Annotated in this window: 24 protein-coding genes and 1 riboswitch; of the genes, 16 read left to right on the forward strand and 8 right to left on the reverse strand. The window is 71.0% G+C overall.

Annotated features, from left to right (window positions below; all coding sequences use genetic code 11):
• Positions 1–218 precede the first annotated feature (218 nt).
• The 3 genes from FHX78_RS11265 (at position 219) to FHX78_RS11275 (ending at position 2,349) form a co-directional block, all read left to right on the forward strand.
• On the forward strand, positions 219–809 hold the full coding sequence (locus tag FHX78_RS11265; protein ID WP_189908526.1) for an N-acetylmuramoyl-L-alanine amidase: 591 nt from the start codon (positions 219–221) through the stop codon (positions 807–809).
• A 206-nt stretch (positions 810–1,015) separates the two neighbouring features.
• The gene (locus FHX78_RS11270) at positions 1,016–1,435 is read left to right on the forward strand and encodes a DUF6010 family protein (protein ID WP_145867306.1); all 420 of its coding nucleotides are present in this window, start codon (positions 1,016–1,018) and stop codon (positions 1,433–1,435) included.
• On the forward strand, positions 1,432–2,349 hold the full coding sequence (locus FHX78_RS11275; protein ID WP_145867307.1) for a 1-aminocyclopropane-1-carboxylate deaminase/D-cysteine desulfhydrase: 918 nt from the start codon (positions 1,432–1,434) through the stop codon (positions 2,347–2,349). Before FHX78_RS11270 ends, FHX78_RS11275 begins: the two co-directional genes overlap by 4 nt.
• 10 nt (positions 2,350–2,359) lie before the next feature.
• Here the strand turns inward: FHX78_RS11275 and FHX78_RS11280 are convergent, their stop codons facing one another.
• The gene (locus FHX78_RS11280) at positions 2,360–3,952 is read right to left on the reverse strand and encodes a Na+/H+ antiporter (protein WP_145867308.1); all 1,593 of its coding nucleotides are present in this window, start codon (positions 3,950–3,952) and stop codon (positions 2,360–2,362) included.
• A gap of 60 nt (positions 3,953–4,012) precedes the next feature.
• Between FHX78_RS11280 and FHX78_RS11285 the strand changes: the two genes are divergently transcribed.
• The 3 genes from FHX78_RS11285 to FHX78_RS11295 all read left to right on the forward strand — a co-directional run bounded on the left by FHX78_RS11285 (position 4,013) and on the right by FHX78_RS11295 (position 6,093).
• Positions 4,013–4,273: a UBP-type zinc finger domain-containing protein gene (locus tag FHX78_RS11285; RefSeq protein ID WP_145867309.1), complete on the forward strand. Its 261-nt coding sequence runs from the start codon at positions 4,013–4,015 to the stop codon at positions 4,271–4,273.
• Between the two features lie 258 nt (positions 4,274–4,531).
• Positions 4,532–4,945, forward strand: a complete 414-nt coding sequence (locus FHX78_RS11290) for an ATP-binding protein (protein WP_006136266.1) — start codon at positions 4,532–4,534, stop codon at positions 4,943–4,945.
• Between the two features lie 17 nt (positions 4,946–4,962).
• Positions 4,963–6,093, forward strand: coding sequence for an RNA polymerase sigma factor SigF (locus FHX78_RS11295; protein WP_167531739.1), 1,131 nt, complete (start codon positions 4,963–4,965; stop codon positions 6,091–6,093).
• A gap of 21 nt (positions 6,094–6,114) precedes the next feature.
• On the opposite strand, the gene FHX78_RS11300 is transcribed toward FHX78_RS11295, so the two are convergent.
• A complete protein-coding gene (locus FHX78_RS11300) occupies positions 6,115–6,561 on the reverse strand; it encodes a hypothetical protein (protein ID WP_145867311.1) in 447 nt (148 codons plus the stop codon).
• Positions 6,562–6,709: 148 nt separating this feature from the next.
• On the opposite strand from FHX78_RS11300, the gene FHX78_RS11305 reads away from it, so the two are divergent.
• Together FHX78_RS11305 and FHX78_RS11310 are read left to right on the forward strand one after the other, a co-directional pair.
• Positions 6,710–7,678: a diacylglycerol/lipid kinase family protein gene (locus FHX78_RS11305; RefSeq protein ID WP_145867312.1), complete on the forward strand. Its 969-nt coding sequence runs from the start codon at positions 6,710–6,712 to the stop codon at positions 7,676–7,678.
• 317 nt (positions 7,679–7,995) lie between these two features.
• Positions 7,996–8,253, forward strand: coding sequence for a WhiB family transcriptional regulator (locus tag FHX78_RS11310; RefSeq protein ID WP_003992873.1), 258 nt, complete (start codon positions 7,996–7,998; stop codon positions 8,251–8,253).
• Between the two features lie 230 nt (positions 8,254–8,483).
• Here FHX78_RS11310 and FHX78_RS11315 read toward each other — a convergent pair whose 3' ends face one another.
• Positions 8,484–9,950 (reverse strand): sensor histidine kinase, encoded by a 1,467-nt coding sequence (locus tag FHX78_RS11315; RefSeq protein ID WP_145871863.1) that lies wholly within the window; start codon positions 9,948–9,950, stop codon positions 8,484–8,486.
• A gap of 525 nt (positions 9,951–10,475) precedes the next feature.
• Between FHX78_RS11315 and nagB the strand changes: the two genes are divergently transcribed.
• The 7 genes from nagB to FHX78_RS11350 all read left to right on the forward strand — a co-directional run bounded on the left by nagB (position 10,476) and on the right by FHX78_RS11350 (position 18,592).
• Positions 10,476–11,261, forward strand: coding sequence for a glucosamine-6-phosphate deaminase (gene nagB / locus FHX78_RS11320; RefSeq protein ID WP_145867313.1), 786 nt, complete (start codon positions 10,476–10,478; stop codon positions 11,259–11,261).
• Positions 11,262–11,418: 157 nt separating this feature from the next.
• Positions 11,419–12,183, forward strand: coding sequence for a GntR family transcriptional regulator (locus FHX78_RS11325; RefSeq protein WP_145867314.1), 765 nt, complete (start codon positions 11,419–11,421; stop codon positions 12,181–12,183).
• A gap of 244 nt (positions 12,184–12,427) precedes the next feature.
• Positions 12,428–12,694: a DUF3311 domain-containing protein gene (locus tag FHX78_RS11330; protein WP_145867315.1), complete on the forward strand. Its 267-nt coding sequence runs from the start codon at positions 12,428–12,430 to the stop codon at positions 12,692–12,694.
• Positions 12,691–14,319 (forward strand): monocarboxylate uptake permease MctP, encoded by a 1,629-nt coding sequence (mctP, locus tag FHX78_RS11335; protein WP_145867316.1) that lies wholly within the window; start codon positions 12,691–12,693, stop codon positions 14,317–14,319. Before FHX78_RS11330 ends, mctP begins: the two co-directional genes overlap by 4 nt.
• Positions 14,320–14,397: 78 nt before the next feature.
• A complete protein-coding gene (locus FHX78_RS11340) occupies positions 14,398–14,904 on the forward strand; it encodes a GNAT family N-acetyltransferase (protein ID WP_145867317.1) in 507 nt (168 codons plus the stop codon).
• Between the two features lie 12 nt (positions 14,905–14,916).
• Positions 14,917–15,091: riboswitch (cobalamin riboswitch) on the forward strand.
• Positions 15,092–15,212: 121 nt separating this feature from the next.
• Complete coding sequence (locus FHX78_RS11345; protein ID WP_145867318.1) at positions 15,213–17,579, forward strand: ribonucleoside-diphosphate reductase subunit alpha; 2,367 nt, start codon at positions 15,213–15,215, stop codon at positions 17,577–17,579.
• Positions 17,579–18,592 carry a ribonucleotide-diphosphate reductase subunit beta gene (locus FHX78_RS11350; protein WP_145867319.1) on the forward strand — a complete coding sequence of 338 codons (1,014 nt, stop codon included), beginning with the start codon at positions 17,579–17,581 and terminating at the stop codon, positions 18,590–18,592. Before FHX78_RS11345 ends, FHX78_RS11350 begins: the two co-directional genes overlap by 1 nt.
• Positions 18,593–18,616: 24 nt before the next feature.
• Here FHX78_RS11350 and FHX78_RS11355 read toward each other — a convergent pair whose 3' ends face one another.
• The gene (locus FHX78_RS11355) at positions 18,617–18,838 is read right to left on the reverse strand and encodes a hypothetical protein (protein WP_244403705.1); all 222 of its coding nucleotides are present in this window, start codon (positions 18,836–18,838) and stop codon (positions 18,617–18,619) included.
• 108 nt (positions 18,839–18,946) lie between these two features.
• Between FHX78_RS11355 and FHX78_RS11360 the strand changes: the two genes are divergently transcribed.
• Positions 18,947–19,909: a helix-turn-helix domain-containing protein gene (locus FHX78_RS11360; protein ID WP_145867321.1), complete on the forward strand. Its 963-nt coding sequence runs from the start codon at positions 18,947–18,949 to the stop codon at positions 19,907–19,909.
• Positions 19,910–19,931: 22 nt separating this feature from the next.
• Here FHX78_RS11360 and FHX78_RS11365 read toward each other — a convergent pair whose 3' ends face one another.
• The 4 genes from FHX78_RS11365 to FHX78_RS11380 all read right to left on the reverse strand — a co-directional run bounded on the left by FHX78_RS11365 (position 19,932) and on the right by FHX78_RS11380 (position 24,315).
• On the reverse strand, positions 19,932–21,302 hold the full coding sequence (locus tag FHX78_RS11365) for a bifunctional albaflavenone monooxygenase/terpene synthase (RefSeq protein ID WP_145867322.1): 1,371 nt from the start codon (positions 21,300–21,302) through the stop codon (positions 19,932–19,934).
• Entirely contained in the window at positions 21,299–22,384 is a 1,086-nt protein-coding gene (cyc1, locus tag FHX78_RS11370) for an epi-isozizaene synthase (RefSeq protein WP_145871865.1), read from the reverse strand. Before cyc1 ends, FHX78_RS11365 begins: the two co-directional genes overlap by 4 nt.
• Positions 22,385–22,605: 221 nt before the next feature.
• Complete coding sequence (gene def / locus FHX78_RS11375; RefSeq protein ID WP_145867323.1) at positions 22,606–23,256, reverse strand: peptide deformylase; 651 nt, start codon at positions 23,254–23,256, stop codon at positions 22,606–22,608.
• Between the two features lie 78 nt (positions 23,257–23,334).
• Positions 23,335–24,315 (reverse strand): tetratricopeptide repeat protein, encoded by a 981-nt coding sequence (locus tag FHX78_RS11380; RefSeq protein WP_145867324.1) that lies wholly within the window; start codon positions 24,313–24,315, stop codon positions 23,335–23,337.
• Positions 24,316–24,492 lie beyond the last annotated feature (177 nt).

The raw sequence follows: 24,492 nt of genomic DNA on the forward strand, positions 1-24,492 counted from the left end.
GCAGCGTGTCGGCACCATTACCCGAATGAGCGGGGTTGGATCTTGGGAGGGCTGGGCAGACATGGGCGCCCGTTCAACGAGGCCGTGGCGGAAGGATTTTGTCCGGATCGGCTCGCACAGCGCGCGAACGAGTCATTGAACGCGTTCCTTTCAGGTATAGCCACGGGTATCAGGCGGTTGCATCGGGCGGCCGCCGCCCGGCACGAAGGAGGGCGGTCATGGCCCCACCCATGTCCGCGAGCGCGTTCCTGCGCGCTCTCAGGGCGGAGGGTCTCACGGTCGTCGAGGTCGGCGACTGGCGTGATCACAACCGCAACCACAAGGGTCCGTGGGGCCCGGTGCACGGCGTCATGATCCACCACACGGTCACCAAGGGCAGCGCCAGGACGGTGGAACTCTGCCGCAAGGGTTACGCGGATCTGCCGGGGCCGCTGTGCCACGGTGTCATCACCAAGGACGGCCGGGTCCACCTCGTCGGCTACGGCCGGGCCAACCACGCGGGGCTCGGCGACGACGACGTGCTCCGCGCGGTGATCGCCGAGCGGGGGCTGCCGGCGGACAACGAGCTGAACACCGACGGCAACCGGCACTTCTACGGGTTCGAGTGCGAGAACCTGGGCGACGGCAATGACCCCTGGCCCAAGGTCCAGCTGGAGGCGATCGAGAGGGCCGCGGCGGCCGTGTGCCGTCACCACGGCTGGAACGAGCGGTCGGTGATCGGGCACAAGGAGTGGCAGCCGGGGAAGGTGGACCCGCGCGGGTTCACCATGGGCTCGATGCGGGACCGGATCGGCGACCGGCTGAGATGACACGGATCGGCGACCCGCCGACATGACGCCGTCCAGCGACCGGCCGGGATGACGGGGCCCCGGCGCCGGCCCGGGGCGTGACGGCGCGCGGACGCGGACCGCGTGGCGACAACCCGTTGGAACCTGTCGCTCGGCCCCCTGGGTCCCCGGCGGACCCGCTCCTAGCGTGGTGAACCGTTCCCGCCCGCCAAGGAAAAGGCCCCGCCATGCAGTACGTCGCCCCGATCGGCATCGGCGTTCTCTACGCCCTGCTGATGTCCCTTGTCCGTGAACCGCACCGGCGGCGCCTGAACGCCGTCATGGTCGCCGGTGCGGGCGCCGCCTATCTCAGCGGCGGCGGCCTGGGCGGCTGGGAGTTCGCCTTCACCGCGCTGGTCACCTATGTCGCGTTCCGCGGCCTGGAGTCGTGGACGTACATCGGGATCGCCTGGCTGCTGCACACCGCGTGGGACGTCGTCCACCACCTCAAGGGCAATCCCATCGTCCCCTTCGCCCACACCTCCTCCCTGGGCTGCGCGATCTGCGATCCGGTGATCGCCCTGTGGTGCCTGCGGGGAGGGCCCTCCCTGATCGCGCCGGTCCGCCGCCGCGGACGCAAGGAGTCCCGGGCGACAATGACCGTGTGACCAGCTCCGACGATTCCGGCTCGGCCGCCCCCACGGGCCTGCGTCCGCGACTGCCCTCACCCCTGCGGGAGGCCGCGGACGAGCGGTTCGCACGGCGGGGGGTCCGGCTCCTGCTGAAGCGGGACGACCTGATCCACCCGGAGCTGGTCGGCAACAAGTGGCGCAAGCTGGCGCCGAACCTCTCGGCGGCGGCCGGGCGGACCGTGCTCACCTTCGGCGGCGCCTACTCCAACCATCTGCGCGCCACGGCGGCCGCGGGGCGGCTGCTCGGCCTGGACACGGTCGGGGTGGTGCGTGGCCAGGAGCTCGCCGGCCGTCCGCTCAATCCCTCACTCGCGCGGTGCGCGGCGGACGGGATGCGGCTGCACTTCGTCGACCGGTCGGCGTACCGCCGCAAGGGCGAGCCGGAGACCCTGGCGGCCGTCCTGCGCGCCGCCGGCGCCGAGGACGCGTTCGTCGTCCCCGAGGGCGGCAGCAACTCCGCCGCCGTCCGCGGCTGCCGGGAACTCGGTGCGGAGCTGGCCGGGCGGGCCGACGTGGCCGCGGTGGCCTGCGGCACCGGCGGCACCCTGGCCGGACTGGCCGCGGGGCTCGGCACCGCCGGGCGCGCACTGGGCATACCCGTCCTCAAGGGCGGCTTCCTGGCGGACGGGATACGGGACCTGCAGACCGCGGCGTTCGGCGGCCCGCGCGGCGACTGGAGCCTGGACGACCGCTTCCACTTCGGCGGCTACGGCCGCACCACGCCGGAACTGGAGGCGTTCGCCGTGGACTTCGAACAGCGCCACGGCGTCCCCGTGGAGCGCCTCTACGTCGCCAAACTGCTCTACGCCCTGGTCGCCATGGCGGAGGAGAACGCGTTCCCGCGCGGGAGCACGGTCGCCGCCGTGATCACCGGCCGCCCCTTCCCGTGAGCACGGGGCCTCACGTCGTCTCCCGGTAGGCCGCCGCCTCCTCCAGGTCCAGCCGGCGCAGCAGCGTCCGCAGCATCTCGTCGTCGATGTACCGGCCGTCGCGCAGCCGGACGAACACCTCGCGCTCCGCGCCGATCATCTCCCGCGACAGCCGGCGGTAGGTGTCGTCCACCGACTCCCCGGTGACCGGGTTGACCTGCCCGAGACGTTCCCAGACGGCGTTGCGGCGGCGCTCCAGGACGGTGCGCAGCCGCTCGGCGAGCGGTGCGGGCAGGGCGTTGCGCTCGTCGGACAGCAGCTCGTCGAGGCGCTGTTCGGCGATCCTGGACGCCTGGGCCTGGGCGTTGGCCTCCGCCAGGGTCTCGGCCTGCGCGTCGCGGCCTGGGAGCTCGAGCACGCGGATCAGCGGGGGCAGGGTGAGGCCCTGCACCACCAGGGTGCCGATGACGGTGGTGAAGGTCAGGAAGAGCAGCAGGTTGCGCTGCGGGAAGTCCTCGCCCTCGGCGGTGAAGGGGATCGAGAAGGCGATGGCCAGCGAGACCACGCCCCGCATCCCGGCCCACGCGATGACGAACGGCGCCTTCCAGCCGGGTCTCCCCTCGCGTTCCCGGATCCGCGCCGACAGCAGCGGCGGCAGCCAGGTCGCCGGGTACACCCAGACGAACCGCACCACGACGACCACCGCGAAGACGGCGAGCGCGTACCAGGCGGCGTCGACGCCTTCGTACGCGCCGAGTCCCCTGAGGACGACGGGCAGTTGCAGCCCGATGAGCGCGAACACCGCGGACTCCAGGACGAACGCGACCATCTTCCACACCGCCTCCTCCTGGAGGCGGGTGGCGAAGTCGACCTCCCACGCGCGGTGCCCGAGGTACAGCGCGACGACCACCACGGCGATGACACCGGAGGCGTGCACCTGCTCGGCGGCGGCGTAGGCGACGAACGGGATCAGCAGGGAGAGCGTGTTCTGCAGCAGCGCCTCCTTCACGTGGGTGCGCAGCCAGTGCAGGGGCGCCATCAGCACCAGGCCGAACGCCAGCCCGCCGACCGCCGCGAGCAGGAACTCCCCGATGCCCCCGGACCAGGTGGCGCCCTCGCCGACGGCCGCCGCCACGGCCACCCGGAACGCGGTGATCGCGGTGGCGTCGTTCAGCAGGGACTCGCCCTGGAGGATGGTGGTGATCCGGGACGGCAGGCCCACCCGGCGCGCCACCGCCGTCGCCGCGACCGCGTCCGGCGGGGCCACCACGGCGCCGAACACCAGCGCCGCGGTCAGCGGCAGTCCCGGCACGAGCAGGTACAGGACCCAGCCGACGGCGAAGGTCGCGAACAGCACGTACCCCACCGACAGCAGTGCCACCGGCCGCAGCTGCGCCCGCAGGTCGAGGTAGGAGCTGTCGGTGGCCGCCGTGTGCAGCAGCGGGGGCAGGATGAGCGGCAGGACGATGTGCGGGTCGAGGGTGTATTCGGGCACCCCGGGGAGGTAGCTGACCGCCAGGCCGGCCGCGACCAGCAGCAGGGGTGCCGGCACCGGGGTGCGCCGGGCGGCCGCGGCGATCGCGGCACTGCCCGCCACCAGCAACAGCAGTGGCATCACATCCATGTCGGGCCCACCCTCGTTTTTCCGCGCGGTCGCCCGCGCGGGCGTCGTAATCTGGCAATCATGAAACAGTGCACGCACGCCGACGCGCTGCCGCACCCCGAACCCGTCCCACTCGGTGAGACGTGTCCGGAGTGCCTGCGCGACGGCACCGATCCGGTGCAGCTGCGGCTCTGCCTCACCTGCGGTCACGTCGGGTGCTGCGACTCCTCGCCGAGGCGGCACGCGACGGAGCACCACCGGGAAACCGGCCACCCCGTGATGCGGACCCACGAACCCGGCGAGGACTGGCGCTGGTGCTTCGTCGACCACGTACTGGTGTGACCCGGCGCGACTCCGGTGCCGGACGGTTCGACCGTCCGACGCCTGGGTACGTCAATGCGGCGCGCGCTCTTCCCATTTGGGAGCCGCAGACCCCTAGCCACGGAGCGTATTCATAGTTTTACTATGAGTGACAGCATACGGGTCGGGGTCCCGGGGACAGGACCGTCGAGAGCGCGATAGCGTCACCGCTGAACCACGTAGCGCGTTACCCGGGGGCGAACCCGGCCCTGAAACGCTTGTACCACCTTGGAGGTGAGGGTGTCCCAGATCGCAGGCGAGCCCGCGACCCAGGACTTCGTGGAAGTCCGGCTGCCGGCCGCGGGTGCCTACCTGTCGGTGCTGCGTACGGCCACGGCCGGCCTCGCGGCCCGTTTGGACTTCACCCTCGACGAGATCGAGGACCTGCGCATCGCGGTCGACGAGGCCTGCGCGATCCTGCTCCAGCAGGCCGTGCCGGGATCGGTGCTCAGCTGTGTCTTCCGGCTCGTCGACGACTCGCTCGAGGTCACCGTCTCGGCGCCCACCACGGACGGTCACGCCCCGTCGCGGGACACCTTCGCCTGGACCGTGCTGTCCGCGCTGGCGGGCAAGGTCTCCTCCGCCGTGGACGAGGACAGAACCGTTTCGATCAGCCTCTACAAACAGCGCGGCGCGGGACCCGGGCCGGCGTGAGGAACGAGGACGGGCCGGTGCGGGACGAAGAACGCGGCACACGGGAGCTGCCGGCCGAGCGCGTGCCGGACGGCATCGACGGCATCCCCGAGCAGGCCCGGCCGCATCCGGAGGACGACTCCACGGAGGTCGTCCGGCCGGGCGGCGGGCAGCCCGGCGGTGCCGTGCGGAGCACGCCCGCGGCCGGGCCGGCCGAGGCCGTTACCGGGCGCGGGGGAGCCCCCGCGCGGGCGACGCCGGCGGCGGGGGACGAGGCGAGCGCTCGGGGAAGGGCGACGGGCGGGACGATGAGCGAGCACGAGCGACACGCCGAGGACGAGGCGCCGCGGGCGCCGGGTGCCCAGGGCACGCGGAGCACACCGGGCGCCCAGGGCGGGCACGCGCACCACAACCCGCAGGACCGCAGCGGGGCGCGCGCCCTCTTCCTCGAACTGCGCGCCCTCCAGGACGGCACTCCCGAGTACGCGGAGCTGCGCAACCGGCTGGTGCGCATGCACCTGCCGCTCGTCGAGCACCTCGCGCGCCGCTTCCGCAACCGCGGTGAGCCGCTGGACGACCTCACCCAGGTCGCCACCATCGGGCTGATCAAGTCGGTCGACCGCTTCGACCCGGACCGGGGCGTGGAGTTCTCCACATACGCGACCCCGACGGTCGTCGGCGAGATCAAGCGGCACTTCCGCGACAAGGGCTGGGCGGTGCGCGTGCCGCGCCGGCTCCAGGAACTGCGCCTGTCGCTCACCACGGCCACGGCGGAGCTCTCCCAGCTGCACGGCCGCTCGCCCACGGTGCACGAGCTGGCCGAGAAGCTGGCCATCTCGGAGGAGGAGGTCCTGGAGGGCTTGGAGTCCGCCAACGCGTACTCGACGCTCTCCCTGGACGTCCCCGACACCGACGACGAGTCCCCGGCGGTCGCCGACACCCTCGGCGCCGAGGACGAGGCGCTGGAGGGCGTGGAGTACCGGGAGTCGCTCAAGCCGCTGCTGGAGGACCTCCCGCCGCGCGAGAAGCGGATCCTGCTGCTGCGCTTCTTCGGCAACATGACCCAGTCGCAGATCGCGCAGGAGGTCGGCATCTCACAGATGCACGTCTCCCGGCTGCTGGCCCGCACCCTGGCCCAGCTGCGGGAGAAGCTGCTCGTGGAGGAGTGACCCGGCGCGGCTTCGGGGGCGCTACTTGCCGGCGTTCCCGGGTCCGCGGATGCCGAGGGCCCGGGTGGTCTCGGCGTTGATCAGCAGGACGAGCGCGGTGACGGCCACGACGGCGAGCACGATCCCGGCCGGGATGGCCACGCTGTCGGACCGCAGCAGGTTGTAGGCCACCGGCAGCGCCATGACCTGCGTGATGACGGCGGGGCCGCGGCTCCAGCTCCGCCGGGCGAACAGGCCCCGCGCGGCGAGCAGCGGCAGCAGCGCGAGCACGATCAGGGTCACCCCGCCGGTGACGGCCTGACGGCGGTCGTCCGGTTCGCCGGTGAGGCCGAGCACCAGCATCCACACCCCGCCGGCCACCAGGGCGAGCCCTTCCAGGGCGGCCAGGGCCGCGGCGTACGTGAGGCGGCGCGGGCGGGGGCCGGTGGCGGCGTCCGGGCCGGTGGTGGGGGTCTGCTGACTGCTCACCCCTGAAGGGTAGCCCTCGCACCGCGCGCCCCCGTGGTGAGGTCGCACCCCGTCGACGCGCCCCGCGCCGGGGTTCACACCCCGTCTCCGGCCCCGGGGTTCCGCCTCGGTCTGGGCCAGGTACCGCTCAGTAGGTACCCTGCACGTCATGCGTGCACTTCTCGTGGTCAATCCGGCGGCAACCACCACGAGCGCGCGTACGCGCGATGTGCTGATCCACGCGCTCGCCAGCGAGATGAAGCTGGAGGCGGTCACCACCGGGTACCGCGGCCACGCCCGCGACCTGGGCCGGCAGGCCGCGGAGAGCGACGACGTGGACCTGGTGGTGGCCCTGGGCGGGGACGGCACGGTCAACGAGGTGGTCAACGGCCTGCTGCACGCGGGCCCCGATCCGGAGCACCTGCCCGGGCTCGCCGTGGTCCCCGGCGGCTCGACGAACGTGTTCGCCCGCGCGCTGGGGCTGCCGAACCAGCCGGTGGAGGCGACCGGCGTGCTGCTGGACGCGCTGCGCGAGGGCCGGGAGCGCACCGTGGGACTGGGTCTGACCTCGGGCACCCCGGGCACCGAGGACGAGGCCGTGCCGTCCCGCTGGTTCACCTTCAACGCGGGACTGGGCTTCGACGCCGGTGTGGTCGGCCGGGTGGAGCAGCAGCGGGAGCGCGGCAGGAAGTCCACCCACGCGCTGTACATGCGCCAGGTCGTCCGGCAGCTGCTCGGCGAGCCGCACCGGCGGCGCGGGGTGATCACCCTGGAGCATCCGGGTGAGGAGCCCGTCACCGATCTGGTGCTCTCCATAGTCTCGAACACCTCGCCGTGGACGTTTCTCGGCAATCGTCCGATCTACGCGTCACCTAAGGCCTCGTTCGATACGGGACTCGATCTCTTCGGTCTGAGCCGGCTTTCCACGGCCGCGGTTGCCCGGTATGGCACCCAGTTGCTCACTTCGTCCCCGGAGCGCGGCCCCCGTGGCAAGCACGCGGTCTCACACCACGATCTGACCCGCTTCACCTTGCATTCGAAGGTGCCGCTCCCCCTCCAGATGGACGGTGACCACCTGGGGCTGCGAACCAGCGTGACGTTCACAGGCGTACGCCGTGCACTGCGTGTGATTGTGTGAGCAGAAAGGGCCAAAGTCCTTTCACTCGAACGTTTAGGCCAGGGTCCACCCCATGGAAGTACGGCTGTGACCTAGTCGACACCGAAGAATCAAAAAAAACTTTCCGGAAGGGGTTGTATCCGTCGCCGAGGTTTGCGAGTCTCTACATGGCGATCGGGACGGCCCGCAACACCGGCCTCCACAGATCACCGGAACCCCTCTTCAAACCCAAGGACCACGCCAGCGAACCTGGCGGTCGGCCCTTCACTTGTTGAGGGATTCGTGAAAGCGTTCACATTCACAAGCACCTGCAGTAATACCAAGGAGAGGTAGCAGCCATGGACTGGCGTCACAACGCCGTTTGCCGCGAGGAAGACCCCGAGCTCTTCTTCCCCATCGGCAACACCGGTCCCGCGCTGCTGCAGATCGAGGAAGCCAAGGCCGTCTGCCGTCGCTGCCCGGTGATCGAGCAGTGCCTGCAGTGGGCGCTCGAGTCCGGTCAGGACTCCGGCGTCTGGGGTGGTCTCAGCGAGGACGAGCGTCGCGCGATGAAGCGCCGCGCCGCCCGCAACCGGGCCCGTCAGGCCTCCGCCTGACACCCCCTGCTGCTGACAGCCTGAGCTTGGCGGCGCGTGTGCCTGACGGCATTACTCCGTAGACAGCGCGTACGCATCTCCCGCCCCCGAGCCGCAGCGCGCGGTTTCCCCCCGAGGTCTCGACTCCGCTCGAGCAGGGGGACCCCGAAGCAACGAGCATCAGCCCCGGACCGTCACCCGGTCCGGGGCCTTTTGCTGCGCTCAGGCCCTCCGCCGGAGGTGCCCGTCCGTCACTTGTCCGACGGCACCGGAAGGTCGAGGATCACCCGGGTCCCCCGGTCCGGGGCCGGGACCATGTCGAAGGTGCCGCCCAACTCGCCCTCCACCAGCGTCCGTACGATCTGCAGACCGAGGTTGCCGGCGGTGTGCGGGTCGAAGCCCTCGGGCAGACCGACGCCGTCGTCCTGCACCGTGACCAGCAGACGGGCCTCCTTGGTGGTGCCGCCGCGGACCGCGGACACCTCGACGGTCCCGGTCTCACCCTCGCGGAAGCCGTGCTCCAGGGCGTTCTGCAGGACCTCGGTCAGCACCATCGACAGCGGGGTGGCGACCTCGGCGTCGAGTATGCCGAAGCGGCCGGTGCGCCGGCCGGTGACCTTGCCGGGGGAGATCTCGGCGACCATCGCGAGGACGCGGTCGGCGATCTCGTCGAACTCCACGCGCTCGTCCAGGTTCTGGGAGAGCGTCTCGTGCACGATCGCGATCGACCCGACCCGCCGCACGGCCTCCTCCAGCGCCTCGCGGCCGCGCTCGGACTCGATCCGTCGGGCCTGGAGGCGCAGCAGCGCCGCCACCGTCTGGAGGTTGTTCTTCACCCGGTGGTGGATCTCCCGGATGGTCGCGTCCTTGGTGATCAACTCGCGTTCGCGGCGGCGAAGTTCGGTGACGTCCCTGAGCAGCACCAGCGACCCGATGCGCGTGCCCTTCGGCTTGAGCGGGATCGCCCGGAACTGGATCACCCCGTCGTGCGCCTCGATCTCGAACTCGCGCGGCGCCCAGCCGCTGGCGACCTTGGCCAGCGCCTCGTCCACCGGCCCGCGGGAGGGGGCCAGTTCGGCGGTGGTGTGGCCGAGGTGATGGCCCACCAGGTCGGCGGCGAGCCCCATGCGGTGGTAGGCGGACAGGGCGTTCGGGGAGGCGTACTGGACGATGCCGTCGGCGTCGAGCCGGATCAGCCCGTCGCCCACCCGGGGCGAGGCGTCCATCTCCAGCTGCTGGTTCGCGAACGGGAAGGCGCCGGCCGCGATCATCTGCGCGAGGTCGGAGGCGCTCTGGAGGTAGGTGAGCTCCAGCCGGCTCGGGGTGCGCACGGTGAGCAGGTTGGTGTTGCGCGCGATCACACCGAGGACACGTCCCTCGCGGCGCACGGGGATGGACTCGACCCGCACGGGGACCTCCTCGCGCCACTCCGGGTCGCCCTCGCGCACGATGCGGCCCTCGTCCAGGGCCGCGTCCAGCATGGGACGGCGGCCGCGCGGGACGAGGTGGCCGACCATGTCGTCCTGGTACGAGGTGGGGCCGGTGTTGGGCCGCATCTGGGCGACGGACACGTAGCGGGTGCCGTCGCGGGTGGGGACCCACAGGACCAGGTCGGCGAAGGAGAGGTCGGAGAGCAGCTGCCACTCCGAGACCAGCAGGTGGAGCCACTCGAGGTCGGTGTCGTCGAGGGCGGTGTGCTGGCGTACGAGTTCGTTCATGGAGGGCACGTCAGCGAGCGTACCCGGGGGTCGGTGCGGGCCCGGAGAACACCCGCGGGCCGCGGCGCGCGAGAGGGACCCTCAACCCTCCCGGCACCGCAGCCCGGAGCAATATCGGCCGCGGGGTGTGCGGTCCCGGTCGGCCGAGGGATGAGGAACCGGGGCAGTCAGGGCAGAGAGCTCCGGATCCTCGGTCCGCCTTCCTGTGCGGGGAAGGCAGGCTTCTTGTCCTGCTACGCATTGTGGACTAGACCACTGCCCGTGTAAATGCGTGCGACGCCGTTCTTTGAAGTCACGTCTTCGTCGGTCCGGACGCACGGGCGTCCGGCACGCAGCCTAACCCCTGGGGGGCCCGCCGGGGGGCCGTACGGCGACGGCGATCCGGGCGAGCGCTTCCCGCCCCCGCGGGGGCGTGCCGGGGAAGGGGCCGGGCCGCCGGCCTGGGAGGGAGGCCGCCGCTCTGTTAGATTGGGATTGGTCTAAACCACCTGAGTCGAGTCCTCCTGAAGATCGGCAGGCCCCACCGTGGAAGTTGTCATCGTTGCGGACGCCCAGGCGGGCGGCGAGCTCATCGCCGGGGCCTTGGCGCAGTTGCTGCGGCGCAAGCCCGACGCCCTGCTGGGCGTGGCCACCGGCTCCACGCCGCTGCCCGTCTACCAGGCCCTGGCCGCCAGGGTCCGCTCCGGCGACACCGACGCCTCGCGGGCGCGGATCGCCCAGCTCGACGAGTACGTGGGGCTGCCCGCCGACCACCCCGAGTCCTACCGCTCGGTGCTCCGGCGCGAGGTGCTGGAACCGCTCGGCATCGGGATGGACGCCTTCATGGGCCCCGACGGCACCGCCGAGGACGTCCAGGGCGCGTGCGAGGCGTACGACAGGCGGCTGGCGGAGGCCGGCGGCGTGGACCTCCAACTGCTCGGGATCGGCACGGACGGGCACATCGGCTTCAACGAGCCGTGTTCCTCGCTCGCCTCGCGCACCCGGATCAAGACGCTCACCCAGCAGACCCGGGTGGACAACGCCCGCTTCTTCGACGGCGACATCGACCAGGTCCCCCACCACGTCATCACCCAGGGCATCGGCACCATCCTGGAGGCCCGTCACCTGGTGCTGCTGGCCACGGGCGAGGGCAAGGCCGACGCGGTCGCCGCGACCGTCGAAGGACCGGTGGCGGCGGTGTGCCCGGCGTCCGCGCTCCAGCTGCACCCGCACGCCACGGTGGTCGTCGACGAGGCCGCCGCGTCCAAGCTGAAGCTCGCCGACTACTTCCGGCACACCTACGCGAACAAGCCCGAGTGGCAGGGCATCTGACCACCGACCGTGGACTAGACCAGCCGTGGTCGCAGGAGTATACAGAGGGGATCACGGAGCGTGCGGGGCACAGCCCCGCCCCGAGCCGTGCCACGATGTCAGCCGTGGCCGATGGGGATGTCGGTCGTTTCGGCACCCGGAGCCGGGAAGGCAGAGCATGAGCACCGACGTCAGCAGTGCGGAGAACGAGGGTGGGACTGCGGTCCGTACGGCGCGCGTGCCCAAGTACTACCGGCTGAAGAAGCACCTGCTCGACATGACCGAGACGGCGTCGCCCGGTACGCCGGTCCCGCCCGAGCGCACCCTGGCGGCGGAGTTCGACACCTCGCGCACCACCGTGCGCCAGGCGCTGCAGGAACTCGTGGTCGAGGGGCGCCTGGAGCGCATCCAGGGCAAGGGCACCTTCGTCGCCAAGCCCAAGGTGTCGCAGGCGTTGCAGCTCACCTCGTACACCGAGGACATGCGCGCCCAGGGGCTGGAGCCCACCTCCCAGCTGCTGGACCTCGGGTACATCACCGCCGACGATCGGCTCGCCGGGCTGCTCGACATCACGCCCGGCGGGCGGGTGCTGCGCATCGAGCGGCTGCGCATGGCCAACGGTGAGCCGATGGCCATCGAGACGACCCATCTGAGCGCCAAGCGCTTCCCGGCGCTGCGCCGCAGCCTGGCGAAGTACACCTCCCTCTACACCGCCCTCGCCGAGGTGTACGACGTCCACCTCGCGGAGGCGGAGGAGACCATCGAGACGTCCCTGGCCACCCCGCGCGAGGCCGGTCTGCTCGGCACCGACGTCGGCCTGCCGATGCTGATGCTGTCCCGGCACTCCCTGGACCGGGACGGACAGCCGGTGGAGTGGGTGCGCTCGGTGTACCGGGGTGACCGGTACAAGTTCGTCGCCCGCCTGAAGCGCCCCCAGGACTGAGCCCCCAGGACTGAGCCCGCGGGACTGAGCCCCCGGCCGGTACCGGGCCGGGTCCGCGCCCACCGCGGACCCACTCCGCAAACCCGGCGAAGCGGGTGGTTGACAAGGATTTCGTTGCTGTTGCCTCTCGGTTGAGCGGCGCCTGGGTACCGCTATGCGGACGAGGGGTTACGACCAAGCCGCCCCCTGACCTAGATTTCCTGCGCATTACCGCCGGTGATCAGTGAGGGGACGGAGCCGTCAGATGTCACAAGCCCCAGAAACCAGAGGAGGGCCGGTGGTGACGCCCGTGCGCGTCGTCATCGCCCTCTGTCTCGTCGCACCGTTCGTGGCCATGCTGTGGGTCGGGTCCTACGCGAAGACCGACCCCCAGTTCATCGGCATCCCGTTCTTCTACTGGTACCAGATGCTGTGGGTGCTGATCTCCACCCTGCTGACGATGGTCGCGTACAAGCTCTGGCAGCGTGACCAGCGCGGCCGTGCCGCTTCGAAGGGCGGTGCGGCCCAGTGAACGAGGGCGTCAACGGCGTGGCACTCGCCGTCTTCATCTTCTTCTTCCTGCTGGTCACCGCGATGGGCTTCCTGGCCGCGCGGTGGCGCAAGGCCGAGAACGAGAACAGCCTCGACGAGTGGGGCCTGGGCGGGCGCTCCTTCGGCACCTGGGTCACCTGGTTCCTGCTCGGCGGCGACCTGTACACCGCGTACACCTTCGTGGCCGTCCCGGCGGCGATCTACGCGGCGGGCGCGGCCGGCTTCTTCGCGGTGCCGTACACGATCCTGGTGTACCCGCTGATCTTCACCTTCCTGCCGCGGCTGTGGTCGGTGTCGCACAAGCACGGCTATGTGACGACGTCCGACTTCGTGCGCGGCCGGTTCGGCTCCAAGGGGCTGTCGCTGGCGGTCGCGCTCACCGGCATCCTGGCGACGATGCCGTACATCGCGCTCCAGCTGGTCGGCATCCAGGCCGTGCTGGACGTGATGGGCGTCGGCGGCGGCGAGGACACCAACTGGTTCATCAAGGACCTGCCGCTGCTGATCGCGTTCGGTGTGCTGGCGGCGTACACGTACTCGTCGGGGCTGCGGGCCCCCGCGCTGATCGCGTTCGTCAAGGACACGCTGATCTACCTCGTCATCGCGGTGGCGATCATCTACATCCCGATCAAGCTGGGCGGCTTCGACGAGATCTTCGCCTCCGCGCGGGAGGCGTACAGCGAGACCAACCCGGCCACGGGCGCGCCGCGCGGTGCGCTGGTGCCGGGCGAGGCGGGCCAGTGGACGTACGCCACGCTGGCGCTGGGCTCGGCGCTCGCGCTGTTCATGTACCCGCACTCGATCACCGCGACGCTGTCCTCGCGCAGCCGTGAGGTGATCCGCCGCAACACCACGATCCTGCCGCTGTACTCCCTGATGCTGGGTCTGCTGGCGCTGCTCGGCTTCATGGCGATCGCGGCCGGCGTGAAGGTCAGCAACGGCCAGCTGGCGATCCCGCAGCTGTTCGAGAACATGTTCCCGGACTGGTTCGCGGGCGTGGCCTTCGCGGCGATCGGCATCGGCGCGCTGGTGCCGGCGGCGATCATGTCGATCGCGGCGGCGAACCTGTTCACCCGCAACATCTACAAGGACTTCATCAAGCCGGACGCGACCCCGGCGCAGGAGACCAAGGTCTCCAAGATCGTCTCGCTGCTGGTGAAGGTGGGCGCGCTGGTCTTCGTCCTGACCATGGACAAGACGGTCGCGATCAACTTCCAGCTGCTCGGCGGCATCTGGATCCTGCAGACCTTCCCGGCGCTGGTGGGCGGCCTGTTCACCCGCTGGTTCCACCGCTGGGCGCTGATCGGCGGCTGGGCGGTCGGCATGATCTACGGCACGGTCGCCGCCTACGGGGTGGCCTCGCCCACGCAGAAGCACTTCGGCGGTTCGGCCAAGGAGATCCCGGGCATCGGCGAGATCGGCTACATCGGTCTCACCGCCTTCGTCATCAACGTCCTGGTGACGGTGGTCCTCACCTTCGTCATGCGGGCCGTCAAGGCGCCCGAGGGCGTCGACGAGACCAAGCCGCAGGACTACACGGCGGACGCGGGCGACCCCGGCGTCGAGGTGGAGCTCCCGCCGGCCACGGCGGGCAGCACGCACTGACCCCTCGCGGGCACCGGGCGACGGGCCGTCGGAGAAATCCGGCGGCCCGTCGTCGTACCCGTCCGGCACACTCCCCTCATGGACATCGTCATCCGGCCGGTGGTGGCCGGCGAGTACGGGGAACTGGGCGAGATCACCGCGCGGGCCTATCTGCTGGACGGGCTGCTGGACTTCGGGGAGAGCGACGCGTACCTGGACGTGCTCAGGGACGTGGCGGGGCGGGCGGCCGCCGCCGAGGTGCTGGTCGCCGTGGAGGGCGGGGCGCTGCTGGGCGGGGTGACCTTCGTGCCGGACGGCGGGCCGATGGCCGACATAGCCCGGCCCGGCGAGGCGGAGATCCGGATGCTCGCGGTCGCCCGCGCGGGCCGGGGGCGGGGCGCCGGGGAGGCCCTGGTGCGCGCCTGCGTCGACCGGGCGCGGGCCACCGAGGGCTGCGTACGGGTGGTGCTGTCGACCCAGCGCACCATGCGCTCCGCCCACCGCATCTACGAACGGCTGGGTTTCACCCGCACCCCCGCGCGCGACTGGAACCCCCTGCCGGAGCTGGACGACATCACTCTCCTCACCTATGAGTTGACGCTCTGAAAGCAGCGCGACACAACATATGGGGTTGTCGGCGACACCCGGCACAAGATGTATGCTCATGCTCGCTGTCGCCGCAGGGGAATCCGGTGCGAATCCGGAACTGTCCCGCAACGGTGTACCCATGCCCGCCCGCCTGCCGGAGCGCATGGGCGTCAGTCCGAGGACCTGCCGACAGTGCGCCCGGCCGTCCGGTCCGGGTGCCTGACGTCCGGGCCTCGTGGGATGGGCCGGTGGACGCGACGCCCCGTGCGCTCGTGTGCTGCCCCCTGCCCTCGTGAGGCCCCCTGCCGAGCGAGGGAGAGCCCCACGTGACCATCGCGCCAGCCGATCCGGCTTCAGCGACCGACGTGACCGAGGAGGGCGGCGGCCCCGGTGCCGCGCTGCTGCGCACCCTGACCGAGCTGACCGCCGACCTGCCCGACGCCGACCCCGGACGGGTCGCCGCCGCCGCGCTGCGCGGCCGGTCCGCCGGAGCCGACGAGGCGGAGCTGCGGGAGCTGGCCACCGAGGCCGCGGCCGGGCTGATCTCCGAGGACCCGGCCTACTCCCGGCTCGCCGCCCGCCTCCTGACCATCGGCATCCGCGCCGAGGCCGCCTCGCAGGGCGTCACGTCGTTCACCGGGTCCGTCGCGACCGGGCACCGCGAGGGTCTGATCGCCGACCGGACCGCCGCGTTCGTCCGGCTGCACGCGGACCGACTCGACGCGCTCGTCGACGAGTCGGCCGACGACCGCTTCGGCTACTTCGGCCTGCGCACCCTCTACAGCCGCTACCTGCTGCGCCACCCGGTCACCCGCAAGGTCGTCGAGACGCCCCAGCACTTCCTGCTGCGCGTCGCCGCCGGTCTCGCCGAGGACGACACCGCGCGCGCGGCGGACGAGGTCGCCGGGCTCTACGGCCTGATGAGCCGCCTGGACTACCTGCCCTCCTCCCCCACGCTGTTCAACTCCGGCACCCGGCACCCGCAGATGTCGTCCTGCTACCTCCTGGACTCCCCCAGGGACGAGCTGGACTCGATCTACGACCGCTACCACCAGGTCGCCCGTCTCTCCAAGCACGCCGGCGGCATCGGCATCGCCTACTCCCGCGTCCGCTCCCGGGGTTCGCTGATCCGCGGCACCAACGGGCACTCCAACGGCATCGTCCCGTTCCTGAAGACGCTGGACGCCTCGGTCGCCGCCGTGAACCAGGGCGGGCGGCGCAAGGGCGCGGCGGCGGTCTACCTGGAGACCTGGCACTCCGACATCGAGGAGTTCCTGGAGCTGCGCGACAACACCGGTGAGGACGCCCGCCGCACGCACAACCTGAACCTCGCGCACTGGGTGCCGGACGAGTTCATGCGCCGGGTGAACGCCGACGCGCCCTGGTCGCTGTTCTCCCCGGCGGACGTGCCCGAGCTGGTCGACCTGTGGGGCGAGGAGTTCGAGGCGGCGTACCGGGCGGCCGAGGCGAAGGGCCTGGCGCGGAAGACCCTCCCGGCCCGCGAGCTGTACGGCCGCATGATGCGCACCCTCGCGCAGACCGGCAACGGCTGGATGACCTTCAAGGACACCGCCAACCGCACCGCCAACCAGACGGCCGAGCCGGGTCACGTGATCCACTCGTCCAACCTGTGCACGGAGATCCTGGAGGTCACCGACGACGGGGAGACGGCGGTCTGCAACCTGGGCTCGGTCAACCTCGGCGCGTTCGTCGACCCGGCGGCCGGTGACATCGACTGGGAGCGGCTGGACGCGACCGTCCGCACGGCCGTCACCTTCCTCGACCGGGTCGTGGACATCAACTTCTACCCGACCGAGCAGGCGGGCCGCTCCAACGCCCGCTGGCGTCCGGTCGGCCTGGGCGCGATGGGGCTGCAGGACGTCTTCTTCCAGCTGCGCCTGCCCTTCGACTCGCCCGCGGCGAAGGCCCTGTCCACCAGGATCGCCGAGCGGATCATGCTCGCCGCCTACGAGGCCTCCGCCGACCTCGCCGAGCGGGACGGCCCGCTGCCCGCCTGGGAGAGGACCCGCACCGCCCGGGGCGTGCTGCACCCCGACCACTACGACACGGACCTGGCCTGGCCGGAGCGCTGGGCGGCGCTGCGGACCCGGATCGCCGCCGTCGGGATGCGCAACGCGCTGCTCCTGGCGATCGCGCCCACCGCCACGATCGCGTCGATCGCGGGCGTGTACGAGTGCATCGAGCCGCAGGTGTCCAACCTGTTCAAGCGCGAGACGCTGTCGGGTGAGTTCCTCCAGGTCAACTCGTACCTGGTGAACGACCTGAAGCGGCTCGGCGTGTGGGACGCGCGCACCCGTGAGGCGCTGCGCGAAGCGGGCGGCTCGGTGCAGGACTTCGCGTGGATCCCCGAGGAGGTGCGCGGGCTGTACCGCACGGCGTGGGAGATCCCGCAGCGCGGTCTGATCGACATGGCCGCCGCCCGCACCCCGTTCCTCGACCAGGCGCAGTCGCTGAACCTGTTCCTGGAGACGCCGACCATCGGCAAGCTCTCCTCGATGTACGCCTACGCCTGGAAGCAGGGCCTGAAGACCACGTACTACCTGCGCTCCCGCCCGGCGACCCGGATCGCCCGCGCGGCGCGCGCCACCACCGTGCCCGTCCAGCAGCCGGCCGATCCCGAGGCCGTCGCCTGCTCCCTTGAGAACCCCGAGTCCTGCGAGGCCTGCCAGTGATGACCAGCGAACCGAAGAACCTGCTCGACCCGGGCTTCGAACTGACCCTGCGCCCCATGCGCTACCCCGACTTCTACGAGCGCTACCGGGACGCCATCAAGAACACCTGGACCGTGGAGGAGGTCGACCTCCACTCCGACGTGGCGGACCTCGCGAAGCTGACCCCCGCGGAGCAGCACCTCATCGGGCGGCTGGTGGCCTTCTTCGCCACCGGTGACTCGATCGTGGCGAACAACCTGGTGCTGACCCTCTACAAGCACATCAACTCCCCCGAGGCGCGGCTGTACCTGTCGCGGCAGCTCTTCGAGGAGGCGGTGCACGTCCAGTTCTACCTGACCCTGCTGGACACCTACCTGCCCGATCCGGACGACCGGGCGGCGGCCTTCGCGGCCGTGGAGAACATCCCGTCCATCCGGGAGAAGGCCGAGTTCTGCTTCACGTGGATGGACTCGGTGGACAAGCTCGACCGGCTGGAGTCGCGGGCCGACCGCCGGCGCTTCCTGCTGAACCTGATCTGCTTCGCGGCGTGCATCGAGGGCCTGTTCTTCTACGGCGCCTTCGCCTACGTCTACTGGTTCCGCGGCCGGGGCCTGCTGCACGGTCTGGCGACCGGCACCAACTGGGTGTTCCGCGACGAGACGATGCACATGTCCTTCGCCTTCGACGTGGTCGACACCGTGCGCAAGGAGGAGCCGGAGCTGTTCGACGAGGAACTCGGGCAGCAGGTCACCGACATGCTGCGCGAGGCGGTCGAGGCGGAGCTGCAGTTCGCGCGCGACCTGTGCGGGGACGGGCTGCCGGGCATGAACACCGAGTCGATGCGGCAGTACCTGGAGTGCGTCGCGGACCAGCGGCTCCAGCGGCTGGGCTTCGCGCCGGTGTACGGCTCGGAGAACCCGTTCTCCTTCATGGAGCTGCAGGGCGTGCAGGAGCTGACGAACTTCTTCGAGCGGCGCCCGTCCGCGTACCAGGTCGCCGTGGAGGGCACGGTCGACCTGGACGAGGACTTCTAGCCGGGCGCGCGCCCCGGCGCCGCCTCACGCCGCCCGTGCGGTGCGGTGGGGGGCGGCGCCCTGCGCGGGGCGGGACCGTCCGGCGGTGGCGGCCGGGCGGCCGTGGTGCTCGGCGGCGGCGCGGGCGGCCTCGGCCCGCCGGATCTGCCGGTCGATCCGCCGCTCGCGCACGAGGCCGATCACGGCGGGCAGGACCATGAAGACGAAGAGGCCGAGAACGCCCAGCATCGCGGTCAGTGCTTCCATGCGTGTTGTTTCCATGGACACCACTGTCACGCCGAACACTCCTTACCGGCAGTGGCAGGACTGCCGTGGACCCTCGATTTACTGCCAACGGCGGGGCACACTGGAGCCATGCTCCGCAACGTGGCCGCCGTCCTGCTCGACGGCGTGAACCCCTTCGAACTCGGCGTCGTGTGCGAGGTCTTCGGCGTCGACCGCAGCGACGACGGGCTGCCGGTCTACGACTTCGCAGTCGCCTCGGCCGACGGCCCCGCCGTGCGCAGCAACACCGGCTTCACGCTCCAGGTCGAGCACGGCCTGGAGCGGCTGGAGACGGCCGACCTCATCGCCGTGCCCGCCGGTTCCTCCTACGTCTCGCGGGAGTTCCCGCCCGAGCTGCTGGACTCCCTGCGCCGGGCCGTGGACCGGGGCGCCCGGGTGCTCAGCGTCTGCTCCGGGGTGTTCGTGCTCGCCGCGGCGGGACTCCTCGACGGCCGGCGGGTCACCGCGCACTGGAAGCACGCGGACGCGCTGACCCGGCAGTACCCCCATCTGACGGTCGAACCGGACGTCCTCTACGTCGACGAGGACCCGGTGATCACCTCCGCGGGCACCGCGGCCGGCATCGACGCCTGTCTGCACCTGGTGCGCAAGGAGCAGGGCCCGGAGGTGGCCAACAGAATCGCCCGGCGCATGGTCGTCCCCCCGCACCGGGACGGCGGGCAGGCCCAGTACATCGAGCGTCCGCTGCCGCGGTCCGGGGGCGACACCGTCTCCGAGGTGCTGGTGTGGATGGAGCGGCACCTCGACGAGGAGGTCACCGTCGAGCAGCTCGCCGCCCGCGCCCACATGGCCCCGCGCACCTTCGCCCGCCGCTTCCAGCAGGAGACCGGCACCACGCCCTACCGCTGGATCCTGCGCCAGCGGGTGCTGCTCGCGCAGCAGCTGCTGGAGGCGACGGACGAGACGGTGGACGCGATCGCGGGCCGCACCGGCTTCGGCAACGCGGCGGCGCTGCGCCACCACTTCGTCCGCGCCGTGGGGACCACCCCGCACGCCTACCGGCGGACGTTCCGCGGCCCGGAGGCCGCCTGAACGCCCGCCGGCGGGCGGGGTCTCACCGCGCGACCGGCCTCAGCAGCAGCCGGTTGGGGTGCAGTGTGACGCCGATGCGCAGATCGTCGTCGGACTCGGCCACCCGCTCGAAGCGGTAGCGGCCGGCCAGGGCCGCCGTGGTCAGCGTCAACAGGGCCATCGAGAAGTGGTCGCCCGGGCACTTGCGATTACCCACTCCGAAGGGGCGCATGGCATATTTCGGGATGTCCACCGAGCGTTCCGGACGCCATCGGTCCGGGTCGAACTCCAGGTGCCGCTCGTACGACTTCGGGTCGCGCTGGATCGCGTACGGGCTGTAGATGATGTCCGCCCCGGCCGGAATGCGATAGCCGCCGAGTTCCGTCTCGGTCACCGCCCTGCGGGTCAGAATCCAGACGGCGGGACGCAAACGCATTGCCTCGACGACGACATTGTTGGTGTGCGAGAGCCGGTGGACGTCCCGTAATGCCACGGGGCGCCCACCTGTCACCGCTTCTACTTCCTCGCGCACCTTGTCCCCGTGTTCCGGGTGCTCGGCGAGCATGTAGAGCAGTGACATGATCGTGGCCGAGACGGTCTCGCCCCCGGGGGTGAGTATCGCGACCACCTGGTCGTGGATCTCCTGTTCCCCGATGGGGTCGCCATTGTCGTCCTTCGCCTCCAGCAAAGTCGTCAGCAAATCGTTCGGCTTTTGACCGGATGCCCGGCGCTCGGCCACGATCTCGTCGACGAGGAGGTGCAGATCGGCCAGCGCCCGGTTGAATTCGCGGTTGGCCGGGAGCGGCAGTTTGTAGAGCGGTCCGAGGGGCACCACCATGCGCTGGTACATCCCGCGGAAGACGGTGGCGAGCGCGGCGCACAGGCGCTCCGCCCGCTCGTCCATGAACCTGCTGCGGAGCAGGCAGCGGGCGGCGACGCGCACGGCGACCCGGTAGGACTCGGCGGTGCAGTCGATGATCCGCCCGGAGGCCCACCGCTCGGTCAGGGCGTGCACCTCCTCCTCCATGACCGGGCCGTAGCCGGGCAGCGCGTCGAGCCGGAAGGCGGGCTGGATGGTCCGGCGCTGGCGCCGGTGCAGCGGGCCGTTCGCCGTGGCCACGCCCTCCTTGCCGAGCAGGCCCTCCAGGGACTCCCACAGGGGCCCGGAGATGATGTAGTCGGGGTTCAGCGCCAGCGCCCCGGTGAGTTCGGGGGTGGTGACGGCGTACACCGTCTTCGGTCCGAGTTTCAGGCGTACGACGTCGCCGTGGTCGCGCAGTCGGCACATGAAGGCCAGCGGATCGCGCACCAGCCTCCAGCCGTGGCCGAGGACGGGGACGCCCCCGCCGGCCAGGGGCGGCTCGCGCAGGGCGGTCGCCCCGGACGCTCCGGGTTTCACCGACTCGACGGTCATTTCTCACCTGCCGCTTCGTTGTTGACGTACGGGGGCGTGGACCGGTCGTCCCAGTTGTCGACCCGGTACCGGCCGGACTCGTGGTGGAACCAGTAGACGGAACTGAACCAGTTCCGCATGTTGCCGACGCAAGCGCGCACGGCGGCGCTCGTCTCCTTTCCGCCCACGGTGCCGTCGTCGAGGCCGTCGGCGAACCGTAATGCGTCCTGTTCGGCGTCCAGGAATTCGCTGACGCATTGCTCGACGCGGCGCCTGACATCGGCGATGGCCTCTTCGAGCGTCAGCCCCTCGTGGGTGATGAGACTGATGCCGAGATTGTGCACCTCACTGCCCGCTATTTCCTTCGGAAGTGAGCACAGGTCGTTGTACCAGGCGGCGAATTCCTGACTGAGCAGCGCCGCTCTCCGGTACGCCGGGTGTTTCCGTACCGCGTCCGGGAGTTCACTTCCCGCACTCGGTTCCAGGAGATCCGTCCATATCCGGTGCGCGAAGGTGAGCCGGCGCAGTTCCAAATATTCCTCGACGGTGGGGACAATGCCCTCCGTACGGTTGTGGAACTCCCGGTCGTACGCCTCGATCACGGCGTGGAAATGGCGGGCGAACCGGGCGTTCCAACTGTCCGGGAGGAACGCGTACAGCCGCCGCACGCTGTCCGCGAGCCCCGCCACCACCGGATCCGCGTGGTCCAGGTGGTCGGCGGGGCGGTCGAGGGCCGTGTGCAGCCCGTCCTTCAGCCGCCGCCAGGCGGCGGCGCGGCCGTGCACGATGTCGCGGTCGTGCCGGTCGTCCCAGACGAAGAACCACGCGCTGTAGTCCGCTATCGCCTGTAGGACCTCGTCGGGGGCGCCTATGTAGTAGCCCGCCATAAGATCGGTGTAGCACAGGCCATCGGCATATTCCTCCACCTTGTCCGCCGGCATGAGCCGCTTTTCGAGCAGCCATGCCCGGGTGGCCTCCTGAAGCCTTGGCCAATATGGATGGAGTTGCCGGGGAAACGCCGCCTCGATCACCGGAAGAGACAGCGCCGGTGGAACTGCGATGGTGGTCGGTGTCGATGTGGTGCCGTGTGACAAAGCATGCACGAACAATCCCCTCTCAGCCGCCGGTTGCCGCGTGGCCGGCCCCCGAGCCGACCACGTGCCGTGCGTATCCCCACCCCTCCATTCAGCACCACAACTGACCGCTCTGGGAACGGATTTGCTTATTTCGGTACGTCACGCGGCGCACAGACGAACGGCGTCCGATCGGGGTGGACCCGAAGGGACGCCGTACGCGGGGAAGCGGAGGGACCGGCCGCGGCCGGTCAGTCGTTGGCCACCACGGGGTAACGCGGCTCGTTCTCGGCCATCTGGCGCAGCGCGTCCTTGCGTTCGCGCTTCGACAGCCGGTCGATGTAGAGGTAGCCGTAGAGGTGATCGGTCTCGTGCTGCAAACACCGTGCGAAGTAGCCGGTGCCGCGCACCCGGACCGGGTTGCCCTTCTCGTCCTGCCCGGTCACCTCGGCGTAGTCGGGGCGGGCCAGCGGCGCGTAGGCCGTGGGCACCGACAGACAGCCCTCGTTGCTGTCGTCCAGCCGGCGCCGGTCGGCGGGCAGTTCGACCAGCCGGGGGTTGCAGATGGCACCGACGTGCCGCACGCCCTCGTCGTCCGGGCAGTCGTACACGAAGACCTTCAGGTCGACGCCGATCTGGTTGGCGGCCAGGCCCACGCCCTCGGCGGTGCGCTGGCTGGCGAACATGTCGGCGACCAGCTGCTGCAAATCGTCGCCGAAGTCCGTGACGTCCTTGCACTCCTTGTGCAGCACCGGGTTGCCGACCACGGTGATCGGGCGCGAGGTGCCGCGCTCACGCCAGGACGCCTCGCGCTCCTCGCAGTCCTCCGTGTCGATGACGTACCCCTCGTCGTCGACGGGGAGCACGCCCGCGTGCTGCTGATCGGTGTCCTGCTGAGCCATGACCGACGTGTGCCTTCCTGGAAAAAACCGGGCTGTGATGCTGATACAGGGTACGGCGAACGGTCCGCCCGCCCGCCCCTAACAGACCTCTTCGAGGTCCCGCCAGTCCCGGGAGTCCGGGCTGTCCGCGACCCACCCGTCCAGCAGCCCCCGGACCAGCGACGCCGGCGCGGCGATCCCGCACTCGCGCTCCGGCACCCACAACTGCCCGTCGGTGCGGTGGCCCAGCGGGCCGGGGTGCCCTGGCTCACTGTGGTCGTGCGGGTCCAGGTGCTCGCCCTCGCCCTCGTCGGACGGCATGCGTGACTCCGAGCACATCCGGCAGAGCAGCCGCACGGAGGACGACCAGTCCTCGGCGGCGAAACCGGCGTCGGAGGCCAGCTGCTCCAGCGCGTCCCGGTCCGTCTCGGACGCGGCCTCCAGCAGCACCACCCAGGTCGGCACCGGCGACGGCGCCCACAACTCGATCTCGTCGAACACCGGGTAGGTGTGCCCGGCGGCGGTGCTCCGCTCGCCGTGCGGCACGCCGTCGTGCAGCACGACCTCGCCCCAGCGGCGCCCGGAGGACGGCAGCGGGATGGACAGCACCTCGATCCGGGCGGGGTCGAGGCGCCGCCCCCACACCACCTCGGCCTCCCCCTCGGGGGACAGCCGTACGGCGGCGCTGCCCAGGTCCATGCCGAGGGGTTCACCGGAGTCGGTGGCCGGGCCGGGCACCTTCAGGCCGTAGGCCTGCCAGGCCCTCCGGGCCAACGGCCAGTCCTGGAGGGCGGTGGCGGCGATCCCCACGTTCCACCAGTCGGGAGCGCCGGTGTCGCGGTCGAGCAGTGCCACGGCCCGCAGACCTGCCGCGCGCGCCTGCTCCCAGTCGTGCCGGAACTTGTGCAGCAGCGCGAGGTTGAACCAGGACTCCGACAGCCAGGGCTCCAGATCGGCGGCACGTGTCAGCAGCGCGCCCGCGTCCTCGTACCGGCCGTCGCCGATGAGCGTGAACGCACGGTCCGTGGCCTGCCGCCAGGAGGCGGAGGGCCGGTGCCGTCCCTTGCCGAAGATCCTCACGATTCCCGCCTGCCAGTTCCGTCGCTGGGCCGGCTGTACCTGTCCGCGCCCCCGGACACCCTCTCCTTCGCATCCAACCACGTACGGCCGGAGAGGCGCTCATTACCCATGGGTTACCCAGCCTCGGGCGGGGTCAGACAGTCCCGTTCGCCGCTCCCGCCCCGTGCGGTGTCCGTG

It is taken from the genome of Streptomyces capillispiralis, from assembly GCF_007829875.1.
Classification (GTDB): domain Bacteria; phylum Actinomycetota; class Actinomycetes; order Streptomycetales; family Streptomycetaceae; genus Streptomyces; species Streptomyces capillispiralis.